General features: G+C 32.9%; 15 protein-coding genes and 1 other RNA gene. 3 read left to right on the top strand and 13 right to left on the bottom strand.

The genetic code is table 11. From position 1 onward, the window contains the following. Window positions 1–138: 138 nt before the first annotated feature. Window positions 139–540 carry a ribonuclease HI family protein gene (locus KA878_RS12370; RefSeq protein WP_075108496.1) on the top strand — a complete coding sequence of 134 codons (402 nt, stop codon included), beginning with the start codon at window positions 139–141 and terminating at the stop codon, window positions 538–540. Between the two features lie 69 nt (window positions 541–609). Here KA878_RS12370 and KA878_RS12365 read toward each other — a convergent pair whose 3' ends face one another. From KA878_RS12365 to KA878_RS12320, 9 genes are all read right to left on the bottom strand, one after another. Continuing rightward, on the bottom strand, window positions 610–4,701 hold the full coding sequence (locus KA878_RS12365; protein ID WP_228480712.1) for a YSIRK-type signal peptide-containing protein: 4,092 nt from the start codon (window positions 4,699–4,701) through the stop codon (window positions 610–612). A 562-nt stretch (window positions 4,702–5,263) separates the two neighbouring features. Continuing rightward, window positions 5,264–6,142, bottom strand: a complete 879-nt coding sequence (locus tag KA878_RS12355; RefSeq protein WP_075108789.1) for a 5'-3' exonuclease — start codon at window positions 6,140–6,142, stop codon at window positions 5,264–5,266. A 16-nt stretch (window positions 6,143–6,158) separates the two neighbouring features. Then, the gene (locus KA878_RS12350; protein ID WP_193839337.1) at window positions 6,159–9,602 is read right to left on the bottom strand and encodes a dynamin family protein; all 3,444 of its coding nucleotides are present in this window, start codon (window positions 9,600–9,602) and stop codon (window positions 6,159–6,161) included. 191 nt (window positions 9,603–9,793) lie between these two features. Next, a complete protein-coding gene (locus KA878_RS12345) occupies window positions 9,794–10,432 on the bottom strand; it encodes an SDR family oxidoreductase (protein WP_075108787.1) in 639 nt (212 codons plus the stop codon). Between the two features lie 165 nt (window positions 10,433–10,597). After that, on the bottom strand, window positions 10,598–11,731 hold the full coding sequence (locus KA878_RS12340; protein WP_193839336.1) for a THUMP domain-containing class I SAM-dependent RNA methyltransferase: 1,134 nt from the start codon (window positions 11,729–11,731) through the stop codon (window positions 10,598–10,600). Window positions 11,732–11,851: 120 nt separating this feature from the next. After that, window positions 11,852–12,234: RNase P RNA component class B (gene rnpB / locus KA878_RS12335), an RNA gene on the bottom strand. 131 nt (window positions 12,235–12,365) lie between these two features. Next, on the bottom strand, window positions 12,366–12,704 hold the full coding sequence (gene gpsB, locus KA878_RS12330; protein ID WP_053029416.1) for a cell division regulator GpsB: 339 nt from the start codon (window positions 12,702–12,704) through the stop codon (window positions 12,366–12,368). A 10-nt stretch (window positions 12,705–12,714) separates the two neighbouring features. After that, window positions 12,715–13,278 carry an SLOG family protein gene (locus tag KA878_RS12325; RefSeq protein WP_075108785.1) on the bottom strand — a complete coding sequence of 188 codons (564 nt, stop codon included), beginning with the start codon at window positions 13,276–13,278 and terminating at the stop codon, window positions 12,715–12,717. A 10-nt stretch (window positions 13,279–13,288) separates the two neighbouring features. Further along, window positions 13,289–13,627: a DUF1798 family protein gene (locus KA878_RS12320; RefSeq protein WP_193839335.1), complete on the bottom strand. Its 339-nt coding sequence runs from the start codon at window positions 13,625–13,627 to the stop codon at window positions 13,289–13,291. Between the two features lie 305 nt (window positions 13,628–13,932). On the opposite strand from KA878_RS12320, the gene recU reads away from it, so the two are divergent. Continuing rightward, window positions 13,933–14,559: a Holliday junction resolvase RecU gene (gene recU, locus KA878_RS12315; protein ID WP_053029419.1), complete on the top strand. Its 627-nt coding sequence runs from the start codon at window positions 13,933–13,935 to the stop codon at window positions 14,557–14,559. Beyond that, window positions 14,556–16,817 (top strand): transglycosylase domain-containing protein, encoded by a 2,262-nt coding sequence (locus KA878_RS12310; RefSeq protein ID WP_193839334.1) that lies wholly within the window; start codon window positions 14,556–14,558, stop codon window positions 16,815–16,817. The genes recU and KA878_RS12310 overlap by 4 nt, the downstream gene beginning before the upstream one ends. A 348-nt stretch (window positions 16,818–17,165) precedes the next feature. Here KA878_RS12310 and KA878_RS12305 read toward each other — a convergent pair whose 3' ends face one another. From KA878_RS12305 to asnS, 4 genes are all read right to left on the bottom strand, one after another. Continuing rightward, window positions 17,166–17,489 (bottom strand): YpoC family protein, encoded by a 324-nt coding sequence (locus KA878_RS12305; RefSeq protein ID WP_193839333.1) that lies wholly within the window; start codon window positions 17,487–17,489, stop codon window positions 17,166–17,168. Between the two features lie 21 nt (window positions 17,490–17,510). Then, a complete protein-coding gene (gene nth / locus KA878_RS12300; RefSeq protein ID WP_053029422.1) occupies window positions 17,511–18,164 on the bottom strand; it encodes an endonuclease III in 654 nt (217 codons plus the stop codon). Continuing rightward, the gene (locus tag KA878_RS12295) at window positions 18,154–18,840 is read right to left on the bottom strand and encodes a DnaD domain-containing protein (RefSeq protein ID WP_193839332.1); all 687 of its coding nucleotides are present in this window, start codon (window positions 18,838–18,840) and stop codon (window positions 18,154–18,156) included. Before KA878_RS12295 ends, nth begins: the two co-directional genes overlap by 11 nt. 94 nt (window positions 18,841–18,934) lie before the next feature. Further along, window positions 18,935–20,227, bottom strand: a complete 1,293-nt coding sequence (gene asnS, locus KA878_RS12290; protein ID WP_053029424.1) for an asparagine--tRNA ligase — start codon at window positions 20,225–20,227, stop codon at window positions 18,935–18,937. Between the last annotated feature and the right edge of the window lie 10 nt (window positions 20,228–20,237).

The following is a 20,237-nucleotide window of genomic DNA, read 5'->3' as shown; positions in this document are numbered from 1 at the left end:
GCCTTCTCAGTTCAGTCAGCTACTGCGAAATTGCAAAATAGCATAATTATATTATTTATGTCCCATTCTCTTTCTATTCTATTCATTTTTAATTTGTTATGATTAAATCAATGACTTGATGAAAAGGTGAAATTTTTTATGGCGAAAATTTACTTCGACGCAGCGACTAAAGGCAATCCTGGAAGAAGTACATGTGGCATAGTAATTAAGGAAGATGATAAGAAATATGTATATACGCATGACTTAGGTGAAATGGATAATCATAGTGCGGAATGGGCTGCCTTAATTTATGCACTTGAACATGCTCGTGAGCTGAATGTAATGAATGCGCTATTATATACAGATTCGAAATTGATTGAAGATAGTGTCAATCAAGGGTTTGTAAAAAACATTCGATTCAAGCCCTATTTTGAAAATTTAGAAATACTTGAGCAGAGCTTTGAATTGTTGTTTGTAAAGTGGGTTCCTAGAGAACAAAACAAAGAAGCAAATCAACATGCTCAACAAGCTTTATTCAAACTGACAAAAAGGAAAAAATAATATAAAAATGTAACATACCCCCCTAATTTAGAATTAATTAGGGGGGTATAACTTTAGATCGTCAACTATCTATTTATGCTCTTTTTTACGTCGTTTTGTTAATAATGCTAAACCACCTAGTAATGCAGTAAATAAAGCTGTAGATGATGCATCGCTATGTGTGAGACCTGTGTTAGGTAATGTTTGGATACCATTATGATTGTGTTTATTTGAAATGTGATCTTTTGAGTTATGATTATCTTGACCATTTAAATTTTGGTGACCATAGTTTGAATCACTTTGATCAACCTTAACATTTTTTCGATTTCGATTATTTTTGTCATCATCAGACAATGTAGCTTTAACTGGTTTTGATAATGAACTATTCGGATGTTCAGCGTGATCTGTAGCTCTAACTATCACATTACCTTCTGGGATTGGCGTATTAGGTATTATAATTGCATTGCCTTTATCATCTGTTGTAGATGAGCCAATCACATGTCCGTCTTTATCAAGTAATTCTACTAAAGTATTAGGATCAGTAGTGACGCTGACAGGTGTTTTAGTTTTAGCTTTATGAATTAGACTCGTTTTAATGATTGGTTCTTTTGGTGCTGTTGTATCAGTTACATTAATAGGTTTCGAGAATGAACTATTAGGTGGTTGCGCATTGTCGGTTGCTTTAATAATAATTGTTCCTTCTGGATATGGTTTATTAGGTGTGATAACCACATGACCATTTTTATCAGTTATACCACTTCCAATTACATTCCCCTTACCGTCAAGTATTTCTACATGAGTAAACGGTTCAGTAATAATTTCAATTGGATCTTTTGTTCCCGCTTTACCTTTCAAACTTCCATTGACCTTAGGTACAGGTGGTGGTGTTGTATCAGTCGCTTTAACTGGTTTTGAAATAGAACTATTTGGATGAGTTGCATTATCAGTTGCTTTAACATAAATATTACCCTCTGGAATTAGCTTAGTAGGTGTAATTAATGCATGACCATGTTCATCAGTCACGCCACTTCCAATTACATTCCCTTTATCATCGATGATTTCTACTTTAGTGAGTGGATCAGTAGTCACTGATATCGGTGTTAGTGTGTAAGCTTTGCCAGTTAAATTTGTATTTAATTTTGGTATTGAAGGAGGTATTGTATCTGTAGCCTCAATTGGATCAGACGTTGAACTATTTGGATGTTCCGCATGATCTGTAGCTTTGATTGTTACAGGTCCTTCAGGAATTAATTTAGTAGGTGTTATAATTGCATGACCATTTTTATCAGTTGTGCCAGTACCTATAATATGACCATTTTTATCGATCAAATCTACTCTAGTATTAGGGTCAGTTGTAACAGTTATTGGTGTTAACGTCGTTGCTTTACCAATTAGGTTTGTATCCACTGTCGGCACTGTAGGTGGAATTGTATCTGTTACTGGTACATGATCTGAATCTATTGTATTTGGTGTTTCTGCGCCATCTGAAGCTCTAGCGAATATTTTACCCAATGGTAATGGTTCTCTAGGTGTAATGATTCCGTGACCATCTATGCCTGTGATGATAACGCCATAACTCTTTCCATTCTCATCAAAAATTTCTACTCTTGTTAATACATCAGTAGAAACATCAATTGGCGTTCTTGTTCCAACTTTATTTACTAAGTTAGTATTAATAACCGGTTTTCTAGGTGGTGTTGTATCTGTAACATGTCTTGGATCAGATGTTGCGTTATTAGTTGCATCTATTTGATCATATGCTTTTGCTGTAATATTACCTTCAAATAGATAATGGTCAGGTGTAATGTATGCATGACCATTTGAGCCGGTAATGCCTCGTCCAATAACATTATTATGTTTATCTAATAATTCGACACGCGTGTTTGGTGTGGTTGTAATATCTATGACAGGTGAAGAAAATGCTTTACCTGAAACATCCGTATTAATAACGGGTTTTATTACTGGAATTAACGTTGTCGCTTGAACTGGATTAGAAACTGAACTATTCGGATGTAAGGCATTATCTGTTGCTTTCGCAGTTACATTACCTTCTGGGATTGGGCGATCTGGCGTAATAATGACATGACCACTAGCATCTGTCGTACCAGCACCAAAAATTCGGCCATTCTTATCGATTAATGCAACATGTGAATTAGGGTCAGTAGAAACATCAATTGGTGTTAATGTTCCAGCTTTATATACTAAGTTTGTGTTAATCACAGGTGTAGATGGTGGTGTTGTATCTGATGCGAATTTTGGATCAGACGTCGAAACTTTTGATTCATCACTGTGATTGTATGCTTTGGCAGTGACATTACCCTCAGGAATGGGACTTGTTGGTGTAATGTATGCATGACCACTAGCATTTGTTGTTCCTGTTCCAATTTTATTTCCGTTTTTATCGAAAATCTCAACTTTAGTATTTGGGTCAGTAGAGACATCGATAACTGATACTGTCGTCGCTTTACCTACTAAATTTGAATTAATAACGGGTTTTACTGGTGGTTGGTTCTCAATTGAAGGTAATGCACTATCTTCTGGTAATATACGACCTGATAAAACTGTATAAGCAGATTTACTTGTACCACCCATTGCAGCTGTATTGGCATATGACCATGCATTTTCTAATTCTGCTGTAGTCACGTTATCTCTTAATTTAACTTCAAGATGCATATGATATGCACGATTGGCGCCTTCAGGATGGTTAGGGTCTACTTGTATCCCAATACCATAGTTCCAGCCACTAAATTTCCCTCTTTGATCTTCTACTGCTCTTCTTAAATCAGGATTATTTCTATTTGAATGGAAATATTCGTTAGCATCTGCATTGAAGCTTCTACCTGGACGAACACCATAACTAAGATAAAATGTTGTATGACCGAAATCACGTTGATTACTTCTTAGCATATCAATCACTTGAGTACTATTATCTGGATCGATAATGAAATCACTAGGTGATTCACTCAATAAACTATTATGACCACTTCTTCTTTCATATGCTGCGTAAGAAAGATTTCTAACTGAATCACTAGCAAATGAACCATCTGAATTAAGTTTCATAACTTTGTAAGGTAATAGTAAAGCCATACCTAAACGATGTTGAGAACCGGGAGGTATGAAGTTAATTCCGTCATTATTAAAGAATACATCATAAACTAAGTATTTAGAGTTACCATCATGTTTATAATATGCACGCATAACTGTTTTTCTTGATGTAATACTTTCTACACCGTTAGCTTGTTGACCAGTTCCAAGGGCTCTACCATCAGGTAATGAAGCATAGTTACGTTGATACACAATAACGTTTCTACCTGAATTCCAACGCCCGTTTAATGTAGTAAATCTAAAATTACTACCTGGTGTAATATGTTGGCCATTTCTTGGGTCACGTTTACCTGAATGTGATCTCGTAATAATATTTGCTAATGAATTACGAGTGCGTTCTAGCCTTTTAATTAAATCAATAAGGGACTGTTGTGATACATTACTAGATTGAGTAAGATGATTACTTTCTATAACTAATTGTCTAGCTTCCTCAATACGAGAATTAGTTGGTTCTAAAGCACTCGCTTCTGGTATCTTGCTTTGGATTTCTTGAGTAAGATGAGACACTTTAGTTAAATGTTTAGGGTCTACATTTGGCTTATTGTCTGATTCCGTTATTTGGTGTTTATCTGATTTATCTTCTATTTGTTGAGATGGTTTTGAATTAGAAGACTGCGTTTGTTGATGAGTTAATTGATCTTTTGCAACTGAAGACGACTTAGACTTAAGCGGTTCTGATGTTTCATTTTGAATGACAGATGAACGTTCCTCTTTTATTTCTTTATTAGAAGAGGTTGATGTATCAGTTAATACTTTGTCATCAGTCTTAGAGTTCAAAGCGCTTTTTTCAGTGGAAGGCTTATCAATTTGCTGTAACTGATTATTATTATCTACAGTTGCATTTAACGTTTGCTTACTTTGAATTGTTGTTGCATCATTTTGAAAACTATTTATGTCTCGGTTTGCTTGTGTATCAGTATTCGTCTTAGCTTTTTCTACGGTAGCATTAGCATTCTCACTTGCATGCGCTTGATCCGTATGCGTCCCTAGAAATACGAGCGTGGCAATTAAAGTTGAGAATGTTCCCACTGCATACTTTCGGATACTGAATTTCTGCAATTTATCTCGATGATTCATTGATGCGCGTCTCTCCTATTCTATGTTGTATATTCTTGATGTTGATGTTATGAGTTTGATTGAAAAGTAATTCCGATAACACATAGCTCAATATCAAAAGGTTGATAATTAAGTTACCGTTATTATTGTCAAAATTTTAAGTGTCACTTAAACACAAAAAAATTACTCGACAAAAGTTTTACAACTCCTCTCGGGTATTAAATTTCAATTATCATTATGAAATGAACAATTCAATTGTTGTTCTCTTTAATTGTAGCACTAATTCAATTCACTGTGAATTAGAATTTTTGTCAATAAAATAAATTAATTTATGAATTGAGCGGCATTTAAAATTAATGAAAAAATAAAGAGTGGAACGGAATGCTTTTAAAATTCATCGTCCACTCCTATCTTGCTTTGTTTATAAAATATCTTAGTAAAATGCGCTTTGCTAGGACCCCCTCCCGCAAAGATGAGTAGAACTGAGAAAAGCTCGGTTTAAGCGCCTTCTCAGTTCAGTCAGCTACTGCAAATTTCCAAAATACATCATTATTTTATATATGTTCTAGATTCATTGCGTCCGTTATAACTTCGATGAAATATATTTACCTGATACATATAGTTCATGTTCATTACAAATTGAAAGTATGTGATTAATTGAATGTGCGTAAGCCATATCTTTATATATTTCAATACTATTAAGTGGTACGTCAGTATATATTTCGGCTAGGCGTTTGGATAAAGTTAAGTTATCTTTATCACTTTCAATTTTCTTGCGTTGTGCAGGTGTTAATTTATCAATATTAGACAGCACATTTTCGACACTTCCATAGGTTTGAATTAATTTGAGAGCTGTTTTCTCGCCTATCCCTTTTACACCGGGATATCCGTCTGCACTATCACCCATAAATGCTTTAATATCAATCAGTTGTTGCGGATTTAACTGATATTCATCATTGAAACGTGTTAAAGTATAGCGATTATATATGTTAAATCCTTTTTTAATTAGCCACACTTCTACTTTTTCATTGATGCATTGTAAGATGTCTTTGTCTCCAGTGATGATGTGAACTTCATTATTTTTTGAAAAAGATTTTGCAAGCGTACCTATAACATCATCAGCTTCATAATTTGTCATACCTACATTAATGAAACCAAATTGATCTGAAATGTCTTTGACATAATCAAATTGAGGTATGAGTTCTTCTGGAGGCGCTGGACGGTTTTGCTTATAAGCACTATACATCTCATTTCTAAATGTTGATTGTCCCATATCCCAACAAACTGCAACATGGCTAGGTTTAATTTCATTAATCGCTGTAAAAATATGTCTGACAAATCCTTGGATACCATTAGTTGGTACCCCTTTTGAATTATACATAAATTGTTTGTGTAAACTAGTTGCATAGAAATGTCTAAAAAGTAAAGCCATTCCATCCACTAATAGGACACGATTTTCCATAGATTGTGCCTTCTTTCTATTTTAATAGTGCATTTAATTTTTGATGCGCTGTTTGTAATTGTTCAATTAAAGTATTGTCCAAATTAAATGATACTAATTCATCAATTTGGCTTTGAATCGCACCTTCAAGTTGCGCAAATTTATCTTTTGCCTCTTCATTCATTGAGGCAACAAATTGAATTAATGCTTGTCTGAATTCACTCATTTGATTTTGTAATAATTCAAGTGTGCTTATACTAATTTGTTCTTGCAATGCTCTTTGAGTATTAGGATTAAGAATTCTTCGTTTAGTTAATTGTTTAGGTAATGCAGCAAGCATATCGTTTAAATCTATACGTAAAAATGCTTTTTCAGTAAATTCAGGCGTGACATTAAACTCAGGATTAATAAACACATGCAATTGGTTTAATTTTTGTAGTATTGGTGCGACTTGATCGCTAAGTTGATGATTATAATATTTTTTTATACGCTCAACTAATAGACTTTGTTCCAAATACAGGCGTTGATGAATTTGGTTTAAAAATGTTTTAGAAGAAATTTTCTTTTCATCATTAAAATCACTATTTTGAGTCATTTGACTATTATAAACACTTTTAACATCATCTAATAATTGTAACTTTAATCTTCCATTTAAATGATAAATCTGATCTTCAACCTCATTATTAGTATGTTGTTCCGTAGTCATTAACAATTGATTTGATAATCTTTGCTTATTTTGATATTGCTTTAATTGCTGTTGACGTTGCTCAATATGAGATTGGTTTGTTTGATAGTCATTAATCATTTCTTTAAATGAAAGATTGATTTGTTCAAGCTGCTTAACCATTTGTTGTTCTAATATACGATTTGAATCTATTTCTACAAATTGATCAATACTTTGTCGTAATTGATTAATGCCTTCATCACTTTGTTTCAGTGCTTGTCTACTTGAAACGCCAAAGATATCTGATTTTAGGTTGACTTGAGTGAGCGCATCTTTAACATAATGTTTCACAGCGTTTAAATCATCAGTGCTTTCTGCTAAGTCTACCGCATTGATGACCATTTTAAATGCTTGATTTTCATTAAGTTGATTCATTTCTTTCATATGTTCAATAAAATGTTTATCGTTATCTGTAAAGGAATGATTAAAATAACTCACATATAAAATTAAGTCAGATGAAGTCAAAATTTGTTCAGTTTCATTTGTATGTCGTTGATTATTAGAATGTAAACCTAGAGAATCAACAATGATTTTTCCTTTAAGCCATTCTATCGGTAAATTGATATGGACAGTCTTAACAAATGTAGCGAATTCATCTTCGGCACTCCATTTCTTAATTTCTTCTCGAGAAATCACATGTTTAGCACCTTCTTCTAACATATCTTTATACATCGAATAATGTTTGTGAACTGCGCTTACAAAGGCAAGTTGGTTCTTTTCTAATTTACGCTTTAAACGTTGAATATCAGAATTGATAAATGAGTCAAGTGTGTCAAAAGAAACATCGTGATATTCAATCAGTTGATTAAGTTCGCTTAATAGTTGTTCTTCAGTTTTAAGTGTAATCTGACTATTCTCTCCATATGATAATTCAGTCGTCGCTGCAGTAGTTGGATTTGGTGAACTTACTAAATATTGTCCCCCTAATAAAGCGTTAATTAAACTACTTTTACCTGCACTGAATGTGCCAAATACACCAATTTTAACTAACTTATTGTCTAATCGTTCTAATGTATCTTTAATATCTTTTTTCGTTCTTTCAAATAAAGGTACAGGATTAATAATATCCAATGCTGCTTGAATATTAACTTCATTAATGTTATTGACATTCGAATGATGATTTGATGCGTCCTCATCGTTTATGGTAGCCTGTTCGGTATCTTCTAGAACATAATTTGCCTCAGTTCTACCTATTAATTTATCTAAAGAATCTTCCATATGGATATAATAATGTAAATAATTCTTAGTAGTTAGAGATGATTTTAAATTTTGTAACTCTAGATAATGCTCGTAAATTTGTAAGTCATCAGTCGTCTCCTCAGTTAAATCTTGCGCTTGTGTATACTTAATTGCTTTATCAAACAATGGATTAGATTGTTTTTCTACATCATTTCTGATTGCTTTTAGCACGTCATCACTGAAAGTAAGTACATACGTATTACTTATACTCGTTTGAGGTTGATATAAATTTGAAATTAAACTTGAATCAATATCATAATGCTGATTTAGAATGTCATGATTCACCTCGGAATTATTAATAAAGCGAGTTAAGAACGACATATCCTCTCTTAGTGGTTGTCGAATTTGTTGATTCATCTTATCTTGTAATTTAGTTACAACATTTTGTAGCCGCGCTTCTTGTTCTTCTTGCTTTTTCTTCTTTTTATTTAAGAAGCCTCCAACTTTAAAATCGTCACTCATACTTTCAAGGTATTGTCTAATTTCTTCACGCATGTCATGCGTCATTATATATGCGTTATCTAATACATCTTTACGCTTTTGTTTTAAAAAGCTTAATAATTGATCAGGATTATTCAAAAGTCTAGCTTCTTCGCTAACAGCTTGATTTTGTTGAAACTTGGCATAAGCTTGTTCAAATTCATCTTCATTAATGTTAAGTTGTTCCAATATATCTTGTCGCTCATTTTGAATATATCCTAATTGTGCTTCTGTAATGAATTTCACTGTACGATTGACATAATCTTCAATAGCTTCTCTATTATTATCTTTCTCTATTAAATACTGAGAGAGGCGTGATAGTTCATTTTCAGGGTGATCGAATTTAGACACATAAAAGATATCTGTTAGATTAATCTCCCAATCCTCAATTGACTTATTGACTCTCTCTTTAAAAGTTTCAAAAGTAATTTCATCTTCATTATGTTTATCAATTTGATTAATGATAAAGATGACAGGAATCCCTACATCATTCATTCGTTTAATAAATTGAAAATTTAAGGCTGAATGTACATGATTATAATCTACTGTATAGAATAGAATATTACTTGTGTACATGAATTGTTCAGTAGTGGATTGATGTGTAGCAACGTTTGAATCTACGCCAGGTGTATCTTGCAAAGTGAAGCCATTTTTAAATTTTGTAGATGGAAAATTAATCTCAACAGATTCTACATCTACATTTAAACGGTTCATTTTTTTAACTTCATCATAAGTTTTTAATTTAGAATATTGTTGATTTTCTAAATTAGCTATAATACCTTGTTTATCTGAAACAGATACAATTGCTGTATTACTTGTTGTTGGTACTGGTGAACTTGGAAGAATATCTTGTTCTAATAATAAGTTGATTAAAGTTGATTTACCCGCTGAAAAGTGTCCTACAAAAGAAGCAGTATATTGATTTAAATATACTTTTTTAATGACTTGATTAATGGTATGTACTAAAGTTGAGTTTTTAGATTTTTCAACTTCCTTTTTTAATTTATATAAAATATCCAGTTGTTCATTATTAGCCATGCTAAGTCCCCTTTATTTCAAACATTCTAATAAAAAAGTAAGAGCCTGAGACATACTAAATGTAACAGGCTATTTTAAAAATGGTAGTATTCTATAGAATTGAATGAACGGCATTACAATATCAATTCTGCCAAGCTACCTATTTATTAAATTTTATCACAACACTAGTTTGAAACAAATATAAAGAATTGTTAATTAAACCAAGCAGGTTTATCTCCATCAGTGTTAGGTTTATTAACACCAATATTTTCTTTTGAGTACAGTTCTGGGTTTTTAGCAATGCGGACAGCTAAACTTGCAACACTTCGACGTGAAACTTCTGTTCCTTTAAATTGAGCGTCTTTTGAAGTAACTTCGTAATCTGTTTCATTCTTAAATGTAAGCCAAGCAGGACGTATAATTGTATAATCTAGTGTTGACGCTTCAATAATGTCTGCGGCTTTACGATATTTAGTTAATTTTTCTCCAAATTGAGATTGATTAAATGCATTAAATTTAGGCGGTAATTCATCATAAATCCCAGGGGCAGCTACAAAGATTAGACGTTTTACATCTTTTTTAGACATTGCATCTACAATCGCTTGTGCTTCAACATCTAATGAACCAGATAGGCTCGCAAAGACAACATCAACTTTATCTAATGCCTGTTCTAAATCTTCCGCATTTTTTGCATCGCCTTCATATACTGTCACTCGATTTGATGCATAATCTGGAATTCGATGTGCATTTCTTAAAAATAAATCAACATTAAAATTTGAATCCTCTAAAAATATTTTAGTAGCCTCGATAGAGACCTTACCGTTTGCGCCAATAATTAAAACTGTTTGCATATGATTTCTCTCCTAACTATGATGTATAAAAATATATGTAATTGTATCTAAATTTAACACTCTTACTATCACTTTACATCAGTAATAATAAGAGCGCTAATGAATTGATTAAATTAATTAAATATTATTAGATACATCAAGAAAAATTTACAAATTTAATAAAAATTATATCTTAGTTGGTTTTTTACCCCAATATTGATAATACGTACATTCAATATAACCATTGAATAATTTTCTTCTCTTAGTCGCTTTTCGATTAACTAAGAATTCGAATTCTTTGTTGCTAGTAAGAATGTAGGTTGATAGATGTGCATGTTGATTCATCAACTTACCAATATAACGATACATTTCTTCAACTTCTTCTCTATCCCCAATACGTTCGCCATACGGAGGGTTCCCAACTAAAGCAACAGGGTTATCCGTATCAATCGTTAATGTATTAACATCTTTCACGCTAAATTGAATAATATCTGCTAAGCCGACTTCTTCAGCATTACGTTTAGCAATTTCAACCATTTCAGGATCTATATCGGATGCAAATACTTGAATATCTTTATCATAATCTGCTTGCTGATCAGCTTCGTCTCTCATTTCATCGTATATATTAGGTGGCATAATATTCCATTCTTCAGAAACGAAATCACGATTGAATCCAGGTGCGATATTTTGAGCAATTAAACAAGCTTCTATCGCAATGGTACCTGAACCACAGAATGGATCAATGAAAGGTGTATCTCCTTTCCAATTTGCTAATCGAACTAAACTTGCAGCCAATGTTTCTTTAATCGGTGCTTCCCCTTGAGCAATTCGGTAGCCACGTCGATTCAAACCAGAGCCTGATGTATCAATGGTTAGTAAGACGTTATCTTTTAAAATAGCTACTTCAACAGGATATTTCGCGCCACTTTCGTTTAACCAACCTTTTTCATCGTATGCTTTCTTTAAGCGTTCCACAATTGCTTTTTTTGTAATTGCTTGGCAGTCTGGCACGCTATAAAGTGTAGATTTAACACTTCTACCTTGAACAGGAAATTGGCCTTCTTTATCAATAATGTCTTCCCAAGGTAATGATTTCGTCTTCTCAAAAAGTTCATCAAATGTTTTGGCATTGAAGCGGCCAACTACGATTTTAATACGATCAGCTGTACGCAACCATAAATTACATTTTACAATCGCTTTAGCATCACCTTCGAAAAAGATGCGCCCATTTTCAACTTGTGTTTCATATCCGAGTTCTTGAATTTCTTTGGCAACAACAGCCTCTAATCCCATAGGACAAACTGCTAATAATTGGAACATGACGTGATCTCCTTTTTTATAATTACATTTATATGTTAACAAATATTTAAAATCTTATGTATGATTAGAAAAAAATAAAAGCTCTCCAATCAATGGGAGAGCTAAACTAGTTCATGATATTTCTGTAAGCCATGTTCTGTACCGTTGTACTCATATCGTACACTAGTTGTACTGGTACGTCGGTGGTAACCATCTGTCTACATATCTTTATATTTCGATAAAGACGTCTCGTTTATACGTTGAATTCCGCTAAACAAGTGCTCCTACCAAATTTGGATTGCTCACTCGAGGGGTTTACCGCGTTCCACCCTTCTTATTTCTAAGAAGGCTACGTCACTGTGGCACTTTCAAACTAATTTAACCGTATCATTAGACTTAGGTTATTTCGTTGCCGTCAAATTAATGCCTTGATTTATTGTTTCATCAAGCACGAACACTACAATCATCTCAGATTGTGTGAGCATGGACTTTCCTCTATATTGCTATAGCGATTACCCAAAATATCACTTTTGCGATTATATCATAATTATCTATACTATTACAGATATTTTTGTAGATTTACTATTGTTTAGTGAAAATGACACTACACAATAGTTACCTATTATTACATTCATTAAATCTAAAGACGCTTACATTACTTTCCAAATACAGCTTTTTCTAAGTTAGAAATTCGTTTTAAAATATCAACATTATTGTTTGATGAATTAGCGTTGTTTGAAGAAAATGATTTATTGTCAGAAGGTCTTGATGTTGCCACTCGTAGTCTTAATTCTTCAACTTCTTTTTTTAGTTTGTTATTTTCTTCAGACAATTTTACAACTTCATTATTCATATCAGCCATTTTTTGATAGTCTGTAATGATATCATCTAGGAAAGCATCTACTTCCTCACGACGATAACCACGGGCCATAGTTTTTTCGAAATCTTTTTCATAGATATCTTTTGCTGAAAGCTTTAAAGAAACATCTGCCATTTTTTCCACCTCATTCGAAACTTTGATCTTGCTCCCACTGCATGTCATTTATAAAATCAGTGAGTTCATCAAATGCCACAATATCACAAGTATAGTTTGTTTTATCTATAAAATCAACTAACATCCTTTTAAAGAATTTCGGGCTTCCTTCTTGCTCATCATCATATATAAGTAAAGACATATCAGAGTGATCTAGCATAAATTGATCTGTTTGTTTGAACTGATACGGCCCCTCATATTCTGAATGATGAACACTTTCCATAAAATCAGCTTCTTGCGCAATCTTATTATACTTCATTTGATTTTGTTCATTCCACTTCGACGTATGTCCGTAAAATGGTGTTATAATGCCTAATTTCAATTCTGGATAATCAGAACGTAAATCGATAACAACCTCAGCAGTCCATAATTCAATACCAAGTTGACCTTGGATGAGGACCCATTCAAGACCTTCATCAATATATTGAAGTAATTTGTGCTTGAGAAATGCTTTTAAATAATAGACTTCAGGTGCATCATCTTTAAATATATTTAACTCAAATGATTTATATCCTGTAACATACACAGTTTTCATTTGTGCGACATCACCCTTCAATAGTTTGATAAATATAATTTAAATCGTAATTGACTGCTTTTACCTTTTCAGTGAACAACTTTTTACTCGTTCTATGAAAATGGCAGTCGACAGATAATTCTTTATAAGACTTGATAAGTAAATCAAATTTGTTGGCGTTCATATAACTTAGTTGAATAATCTGTGGTTTTAATTTGATTAGGCTTTCTAATTTAGCATCTATCATTTGTGTGTATGGATAAACCACATTGTAAAAATCATAATCATTTTGTGACACTTTCACGTTATTAAAGCGTTCTTCAATTGTTTGTAGTTCATTAAGTAAGTCATTTATTGTTTTCGTATCCATGAAGACGCCCTCCTTATATCCAATTTAATTTATCATAATTTAATCCGACCGTCATTTAACTGATAGCTTCATTAATAGGATAAATACATTGAAATATTGTTTTACCAGATAAATAACGTTAAAATGAAGAAGATTAATAATGAAAGTCACTCATAAGTATAAGTGCTTATTTGTTTATGCTTCATTATTATCTATCCTAGTTTGAAATTACAATCCGTAATCACTTAAGGATACCATTTAGAATTGGTTGGTATTAGTGTTACATATCCACTATTAAATGTATTCAAACTTGTGTGGTGAATCTAATGAATTACCCTAATGGCAAACCTTTTAAGGGAAATACGACTAAGGTCGGAAGAAATGGCAAATCGAATTCTAGTAATATAGAATATGGTGGCCGTGGTATGACTCTTGAAAAAGATATTGAACGTTCTAACGATTACTATTTAAACCATGGCAAAGCGGTTATACATAAAAAGCCGACACCGGTTCAAATCGTTAATGTTCATTATCCGAAACGAAGTAAAGCAGTTATTAATGAAGCTTACTTTCGTACACCTTCAACTACGGATTATAATGGCGTGTATAATGGTCATTATATTGATTTTGAAGCAAAGGAGACTAAGAATAAAACTTCTTTTCCTTTGAATAATATTCATGATCATCAAGTAGAACATATGAAAAAAGCATTTCTTCAAAAAGGAATTGTATTTTTAATTATAAGATTTAAAATACTTGATGAAGTATATCTATTGCCATTTTCCAAATTCCAAAAATTTTGGGAAAGATATAAAAATGAAATAAAAAAATCAATAACAGTTGAAGAAATAAGAAAAAATAGTTACTATATTCCTTATCAGTATCAACCAAGATTAAATTACCTCAATGCAGTTGATAAGTTGATATTAGATGAAAGTGAGGACCGCGTATGACGGAAAATAAAGGATCTTCTCAACCTAAAAATGGTAAAAATGGGAAGTCCAAAGCAAAAAAGAATAAGAATGTGAAAAGAACGATTATTAAGATTATTGGCTTTTTATTAATCGCCTTTATCGTTTTAGTTCTACTAGGCATTTTATTATTTGCGTACTATGCATGGAAAGCACCTGCATTTACCGAATCTAAATTACAAGATCCTAAACCGGCAGAAATTTACGACAAAAATGGTGACTTGGTTAAAAAATTAGATAACGGCGCAAGACGAGAACATGTTGAATTAAAAGATGTTCCTAAAAATATGAGAAATGCCGTGCTAGCAACTGAAGATAATCGATTCTATGAACATGGTGCAATTGACTATAAACGTTTATTTGGTGCTATTGGTAAAAACTTAACTGGTGGATTTGGTTCACAAGGTGCATCTACCTTAACGCAACAAGTAGTTAAGCGAGCATTTCTAAGTGAAGAGAAATCTATCGGACGTAAAGCCCAAGAAGCTTACCTATCTTATCGTCTAGAGCAAGAGTACAGTAAAGATGAAATTTTTGAAATGTACTTAAATAAAATTTATTACTCAGACGGTGTATATGGTGTTAAAGCTGCAGCTAAATATTACTTTAATAAAGATTTGAAAGATTTAAATCTTGCTGAAGAAGCATATTTAGCAGGTTTACCACAGGTGCCTAACCTTTATAACATTTACGATAATCCTAAACAGGCAGAAAATCGTAAGAACACTGTACTTTACTTAATGCATTATCATAATAGAATTTCTGATAAAGAATATAATGATGCTAAGAAAATCAACTTAAAAGCGAATTTAGTAGATCGTACAGCTAAGGAACGTCAAATTGGCACAGATGATTCTGATTCAGAATACGATTCATATGTAAACTTTGTTAAATCTGAATTGATGAACAACAAAGAATTCAAGGATAAAAACTTGGCTGATGTTCTTCAAAGTGGAATCAAAATTTACACTAATATGGATAAAGATGTTCAACAAACATTACAAAATCGTATAGATAATGGTAATTACTACAAAAATGATGACCAACGAGTTGGTTCAACAATTCTTGATAGTAAAACGGGTGGTCTAGTTGCAATCTCTGGAGGACGTAACTTCAAAGACGTTGTAGATAATAATGCTGCAACAGATGCACACTTAACTGGTTCATCATTGAAACCATTCTTATCTTATGGTCCAGCAATCGAAAATATGCAATGGGCTACAAATCATGCAATTCAAGATGAATCTAGTTATTCAATTGATGGCGGTACATTCCAGAACTATGATGGAAGTGGTCATGGTACTGTAACTGCGTATGATGCATTAAGACAAAGTTTCAATATCCCAGCACTTAAAACTTGGCAACAAGTGAATGCACAAGCTGGTGACAATGCAGTTAAGAAATTTGCATCAAAAGTTGGATTAGATTATCAAAGTGATATTGGTCCTTCTGAAGTACTTGGTGGTGGCGCTTCTGAGTTCTCACCTACTCAATTAGCATCTGCATTTGCAGCAATTGCTAATGGTGGTACTTATAATAATGCGCATTCGATTCAGAAAGTTGTAACAGCTGACGATGATACAATTGAGTTTGATCATACGAGTCATAAAGCGATGGAAGACTACACAGCTTACATGTTAGCTGAAATGCTCACAGGTACATTTAAAGCCTATGGTTCAGCTTATGGACATGGCGTTTCAGGCGTTACAATGGGTGCTAAAACTGGTACAAGTACTTATGGTACTGAAATTAACCAACAATATAACCTACCTGATAACGCTGCAAAAGACGTTTGGATTAATGGCTTTACACCTAAATACACGATGTCTATCTGGATGGGCTTCAGTGAAATTAAAGAAGGTGGCGTTAACTCATTCTTAGGTCACACAGAACAAGAATATCCACAATTCTTATATGAAGATGTGATGTCAGATATATCTTCTAGTAATGATGGTGACTTTGAAAAACCAGATTCAGTTATCGGTTCTAGTCCTGATAATTTATCAGTTAGTGGTCATCCTGATAACAACACAACTAATCGTGAAGTAAACGGAAGCAGTGGCTCAAGTACATCAACTAACTCTAACAGTTCAAATAGTAGTAATAGTAACAATAGTAGCAATACTAATTCAGGAAATACGAATAACAATTCATCAACACAAAGTTCAAATAGTTTCGGAAGTACCCTTTCAAACATTTTTAATTTAAATAGTATTTTCGACTTTAAAAAAGCTTCATAGTGTTTTTGAAGTGTTAAATATTTAAATGAAAGACTGGGACATCATTCCTAGTAAAATAGCCAGTAAATGAGTTTTGATAAATTCATTTACTGGCTTCTTTATTTATAATAATTAGTATTGTTGGATTGCTTGCCTAACTTATTTTGCTTGTAAAATTTCTTAATGAAATGCTTTTTGTTGGGGCCCCGGCCGCAAGAATGACTAGAACTGAGAAGCGTTTATTTTAAGGGCCTTTTCAGAAGAGCGTATTGCAAGAAATTGAAATCATTAAACTGTAACCCTATTGTTGTGTGACCCATATCTAAAAATAACGTCTCAATCTCAACGGCTATTATCTTAATTTTAGTCCTAACGCTTCCTTCTAATTTGATACGAAGCATTCATTTTAATTAACTCACTTTTTAGCGTCTTCATTTGACTATAGCCCATAAAATGATACTTTCTAGCTAACATATACTGATAGCGTTCCTCAAAGTTCATAGGTACCACTGGATATTGATCTAATAATTTGAAATCAATCGTCTCAATTTCATTTATCTCTTTAAAGAATTGAATGATTAAGTCAAAATATTTATCAATAACCTTTTTAGCTTCATTTGAGTTTAATCTGCGCTGATTAGCAAATTCATCAAGTTGTTCTTCAATTTCTATAAAATCCTGTTTATTAATCATTTAATCAAGCTTCCTAAATTATTATTTTGTTTGTGCTTTCATACGTTTTTGCCCTTCTCTACAATCATCTAGTAAAGGACAAATGTCACACTTAGGCTTTCTAGCTAAGCAATGATAACGACCAAAGAAAATAAGTTGGTGATGACTTTTACTCCATCTTTCCCTAGGAATAATACTGCATAATCGCTCTTCCACTTGTGTAACATTATCTTTCCATCTATTGATACCAAGTCGCTTAGAAACACGCTCAACATGTGTATCAACTGCTAATGAAGGTTCGTCAAATGCTACGCTCATTACAACATTTGCTGTTTTGCGTCCAACACCCGCTAAACTTTCTAGCGCTTTATGCGTATTAGGAATGTCACCATTAAATTGGTCGATAAGTGACTGACATAGCTTTTGTATGTTTTTAGCTTTATTACGATACAAACCAATGGAACGTATGTCATTTTGTAATTCTTCGATATCAACGTTTAAATAATCTTGAGGCGTTTTATATTTCTGAAAAAGTGTACGTGTCACCTTATTCACTAAGTTGTCTGTACACTGTGCAGATAATAATACCGCAATCGTTAATTCAAAAGCATTATCATGTTTAAGTTCACATTCTGCATCTGGAAACATTTCAGCTATGACGTCTATCATTTCAAGTGCTTTCTTTTTACTTATCATCTAATTTCTCCCCATTTAACCAATCAAACTTTGGTATATGTTTAACCGTATGTGTCATAGTTGGTTTGTTAAATTGTTCTCTAATTTTCTTAGATTCTTCAGTCGTCGTTACGTTGTTCCTTTTCCAGTTCAATAAAATACGGTCAACATATTTAAAGCTAAGCTTGTCATGGCTATATGCTTCATCTAATGCAGCTCGTATTAAAGCAAAATCATGTTGGTCTACATCAATCCATTGATTAAGCGTTTCGATTTCATAAGGAGAAATAGGTCTAGCAAACAAAGTTTCAATGTATTGAAACAAATCTTTGAAATTTTGTTGCGTTTGATTCGTTTTTTGATTTGTTTGTTCCTGAGATAAAATAGTACTTAATTTCTCAAAAAAGCCATCCAAATCCATATATTCAGTAAATTTACCTTCTTCATCCTTCTTCACTTGAAGTTGTAACAAATCTTTTTGAATTAAATGTTGAATAATACTAGTAATTTCCCTTGGCTCCATGTCTGACCCTAATTTTAATTCATCGACGGATGGTTGCTTATTTGATGATTCAGAGGCGTAAATCAATTTAATTAAAATGATTAAATCTTTTTCAGATAGTCCTAATTCACTATAATGATCAAATAATTCTCTTCTAATGACAACAGGACGTTTTTTAAGTTGAAATTTATTCAAATTGATATTCCTCCCTCTTTAAAGTTGAAAAAGCGTCCAGTCAAACTGCTGACTGGACGAGTAAATAACTGTGTATGAAAAGTAATCATAAAACCTATGGATATAAACGATTTAATAATCGTGGGAATGGTGCAGTTTCTCTTACGTGTTCTACACCTGAAATCCAAGCAACTGTTCTTTCTAAGCCCAATCCAAATCCACTATGTGGCACACTACCATAACGACGTAAATCTAAATAATAATTGTAACTTTCCGCGTCCAATTGATGTTCATCAATACGTTGTTCTAATAATTCTAAATCATTAATACGTTCAGAACCGCCGATGATTTCACCATAACCCTCTGGTGCAATTAAATCAGCACAGAGTACAGTGTCTTCATTATCTGGATTTGGTTGCATATAGAATGGCTTAATTTTAGTTGGATAATTTGTAATAAATACAGGTAAATCATAATGATTTGCAATTGCAGTTTCATGTGGTGCACCAAAATCTTCGCCCCACTCGATATCGTCGAAACCTTCTTCTTTTAAGAATTTAATTGCGTCATCATACGAAATTCTTGGGAATGGTGTTGATACCTTTTCAAGTTTACTCGTATCTCTATCCAATGCTTTAAGGTCTAATTGACAATTTTTAAGTACAGATTGAACGACATGTGTTACGTATTGTTCTTGTACTTCTAAACTTTCAGCATGATTAGTAAATGCCATTTCTGGTTCAATCATCCAAAATTCAATTAAATGGCGTCTTGTTTTAGATTTCTCTGCTCTAAAAGTTGGACCAAATGAGAATACGCGACCATGAGCCATTGCAGCTGCTTCCATATATAATTGGCCACTTTGAGAGAGGAAAGCATCTTCATCAAAGTATTTCGTATGGAATAGTTCACTTGTGCCCTCTGGCGCACTTGCTGTTAAAATTGGTGGATCAATCTTAGTAAATCCATTCTCATTGAAGAATTCATATGTTGCTCTAATAATTTCATTTCTAATTTTCATAACAGCATGTTGTTTTTTAGAACGTAACCATAAATGACGGTGATCCATTAAAAATTCAGTACCGTGATTTTTAGGTGTAATTGGATAATCATGTGCTTCGTGTATAACTTCGATTGATTTCACTTGCATTTCATATCCTAAATCTGAGCGGTTATCTTCAGTAATAACTCCAGTCACATAAAGTGATGATTCTTGTGTGATTTCTTTTGCAAGTTGGAAAGTTTCTTCATCCACTTCTGATTTAACTACCACGCCTTGCATGAAGCCACTACCATCACGTAATTGTAAAAAGGCAATCTTGCCACTTGAACGTTTATTCGTTAACCAAGCACCAATAGTCACTTCTTGGTTAAGGTGTTGTTTAGCTTGTTTAATCGTTGTTTTCATAACCAATCTC

Source organism: Staphylococcus sp. GDY8P57P (assembly GCF_017892585.1).
GTDB classification, from domain to species: Bacteria; Bacillota; Bacilli; order Staphylococcales; family Staphylococcaceae; genus Staphylococcus; species Staphylococcus borealis.
This window is presented reverse-complemented; position numbering and strand designations above follow the sequence as displayed.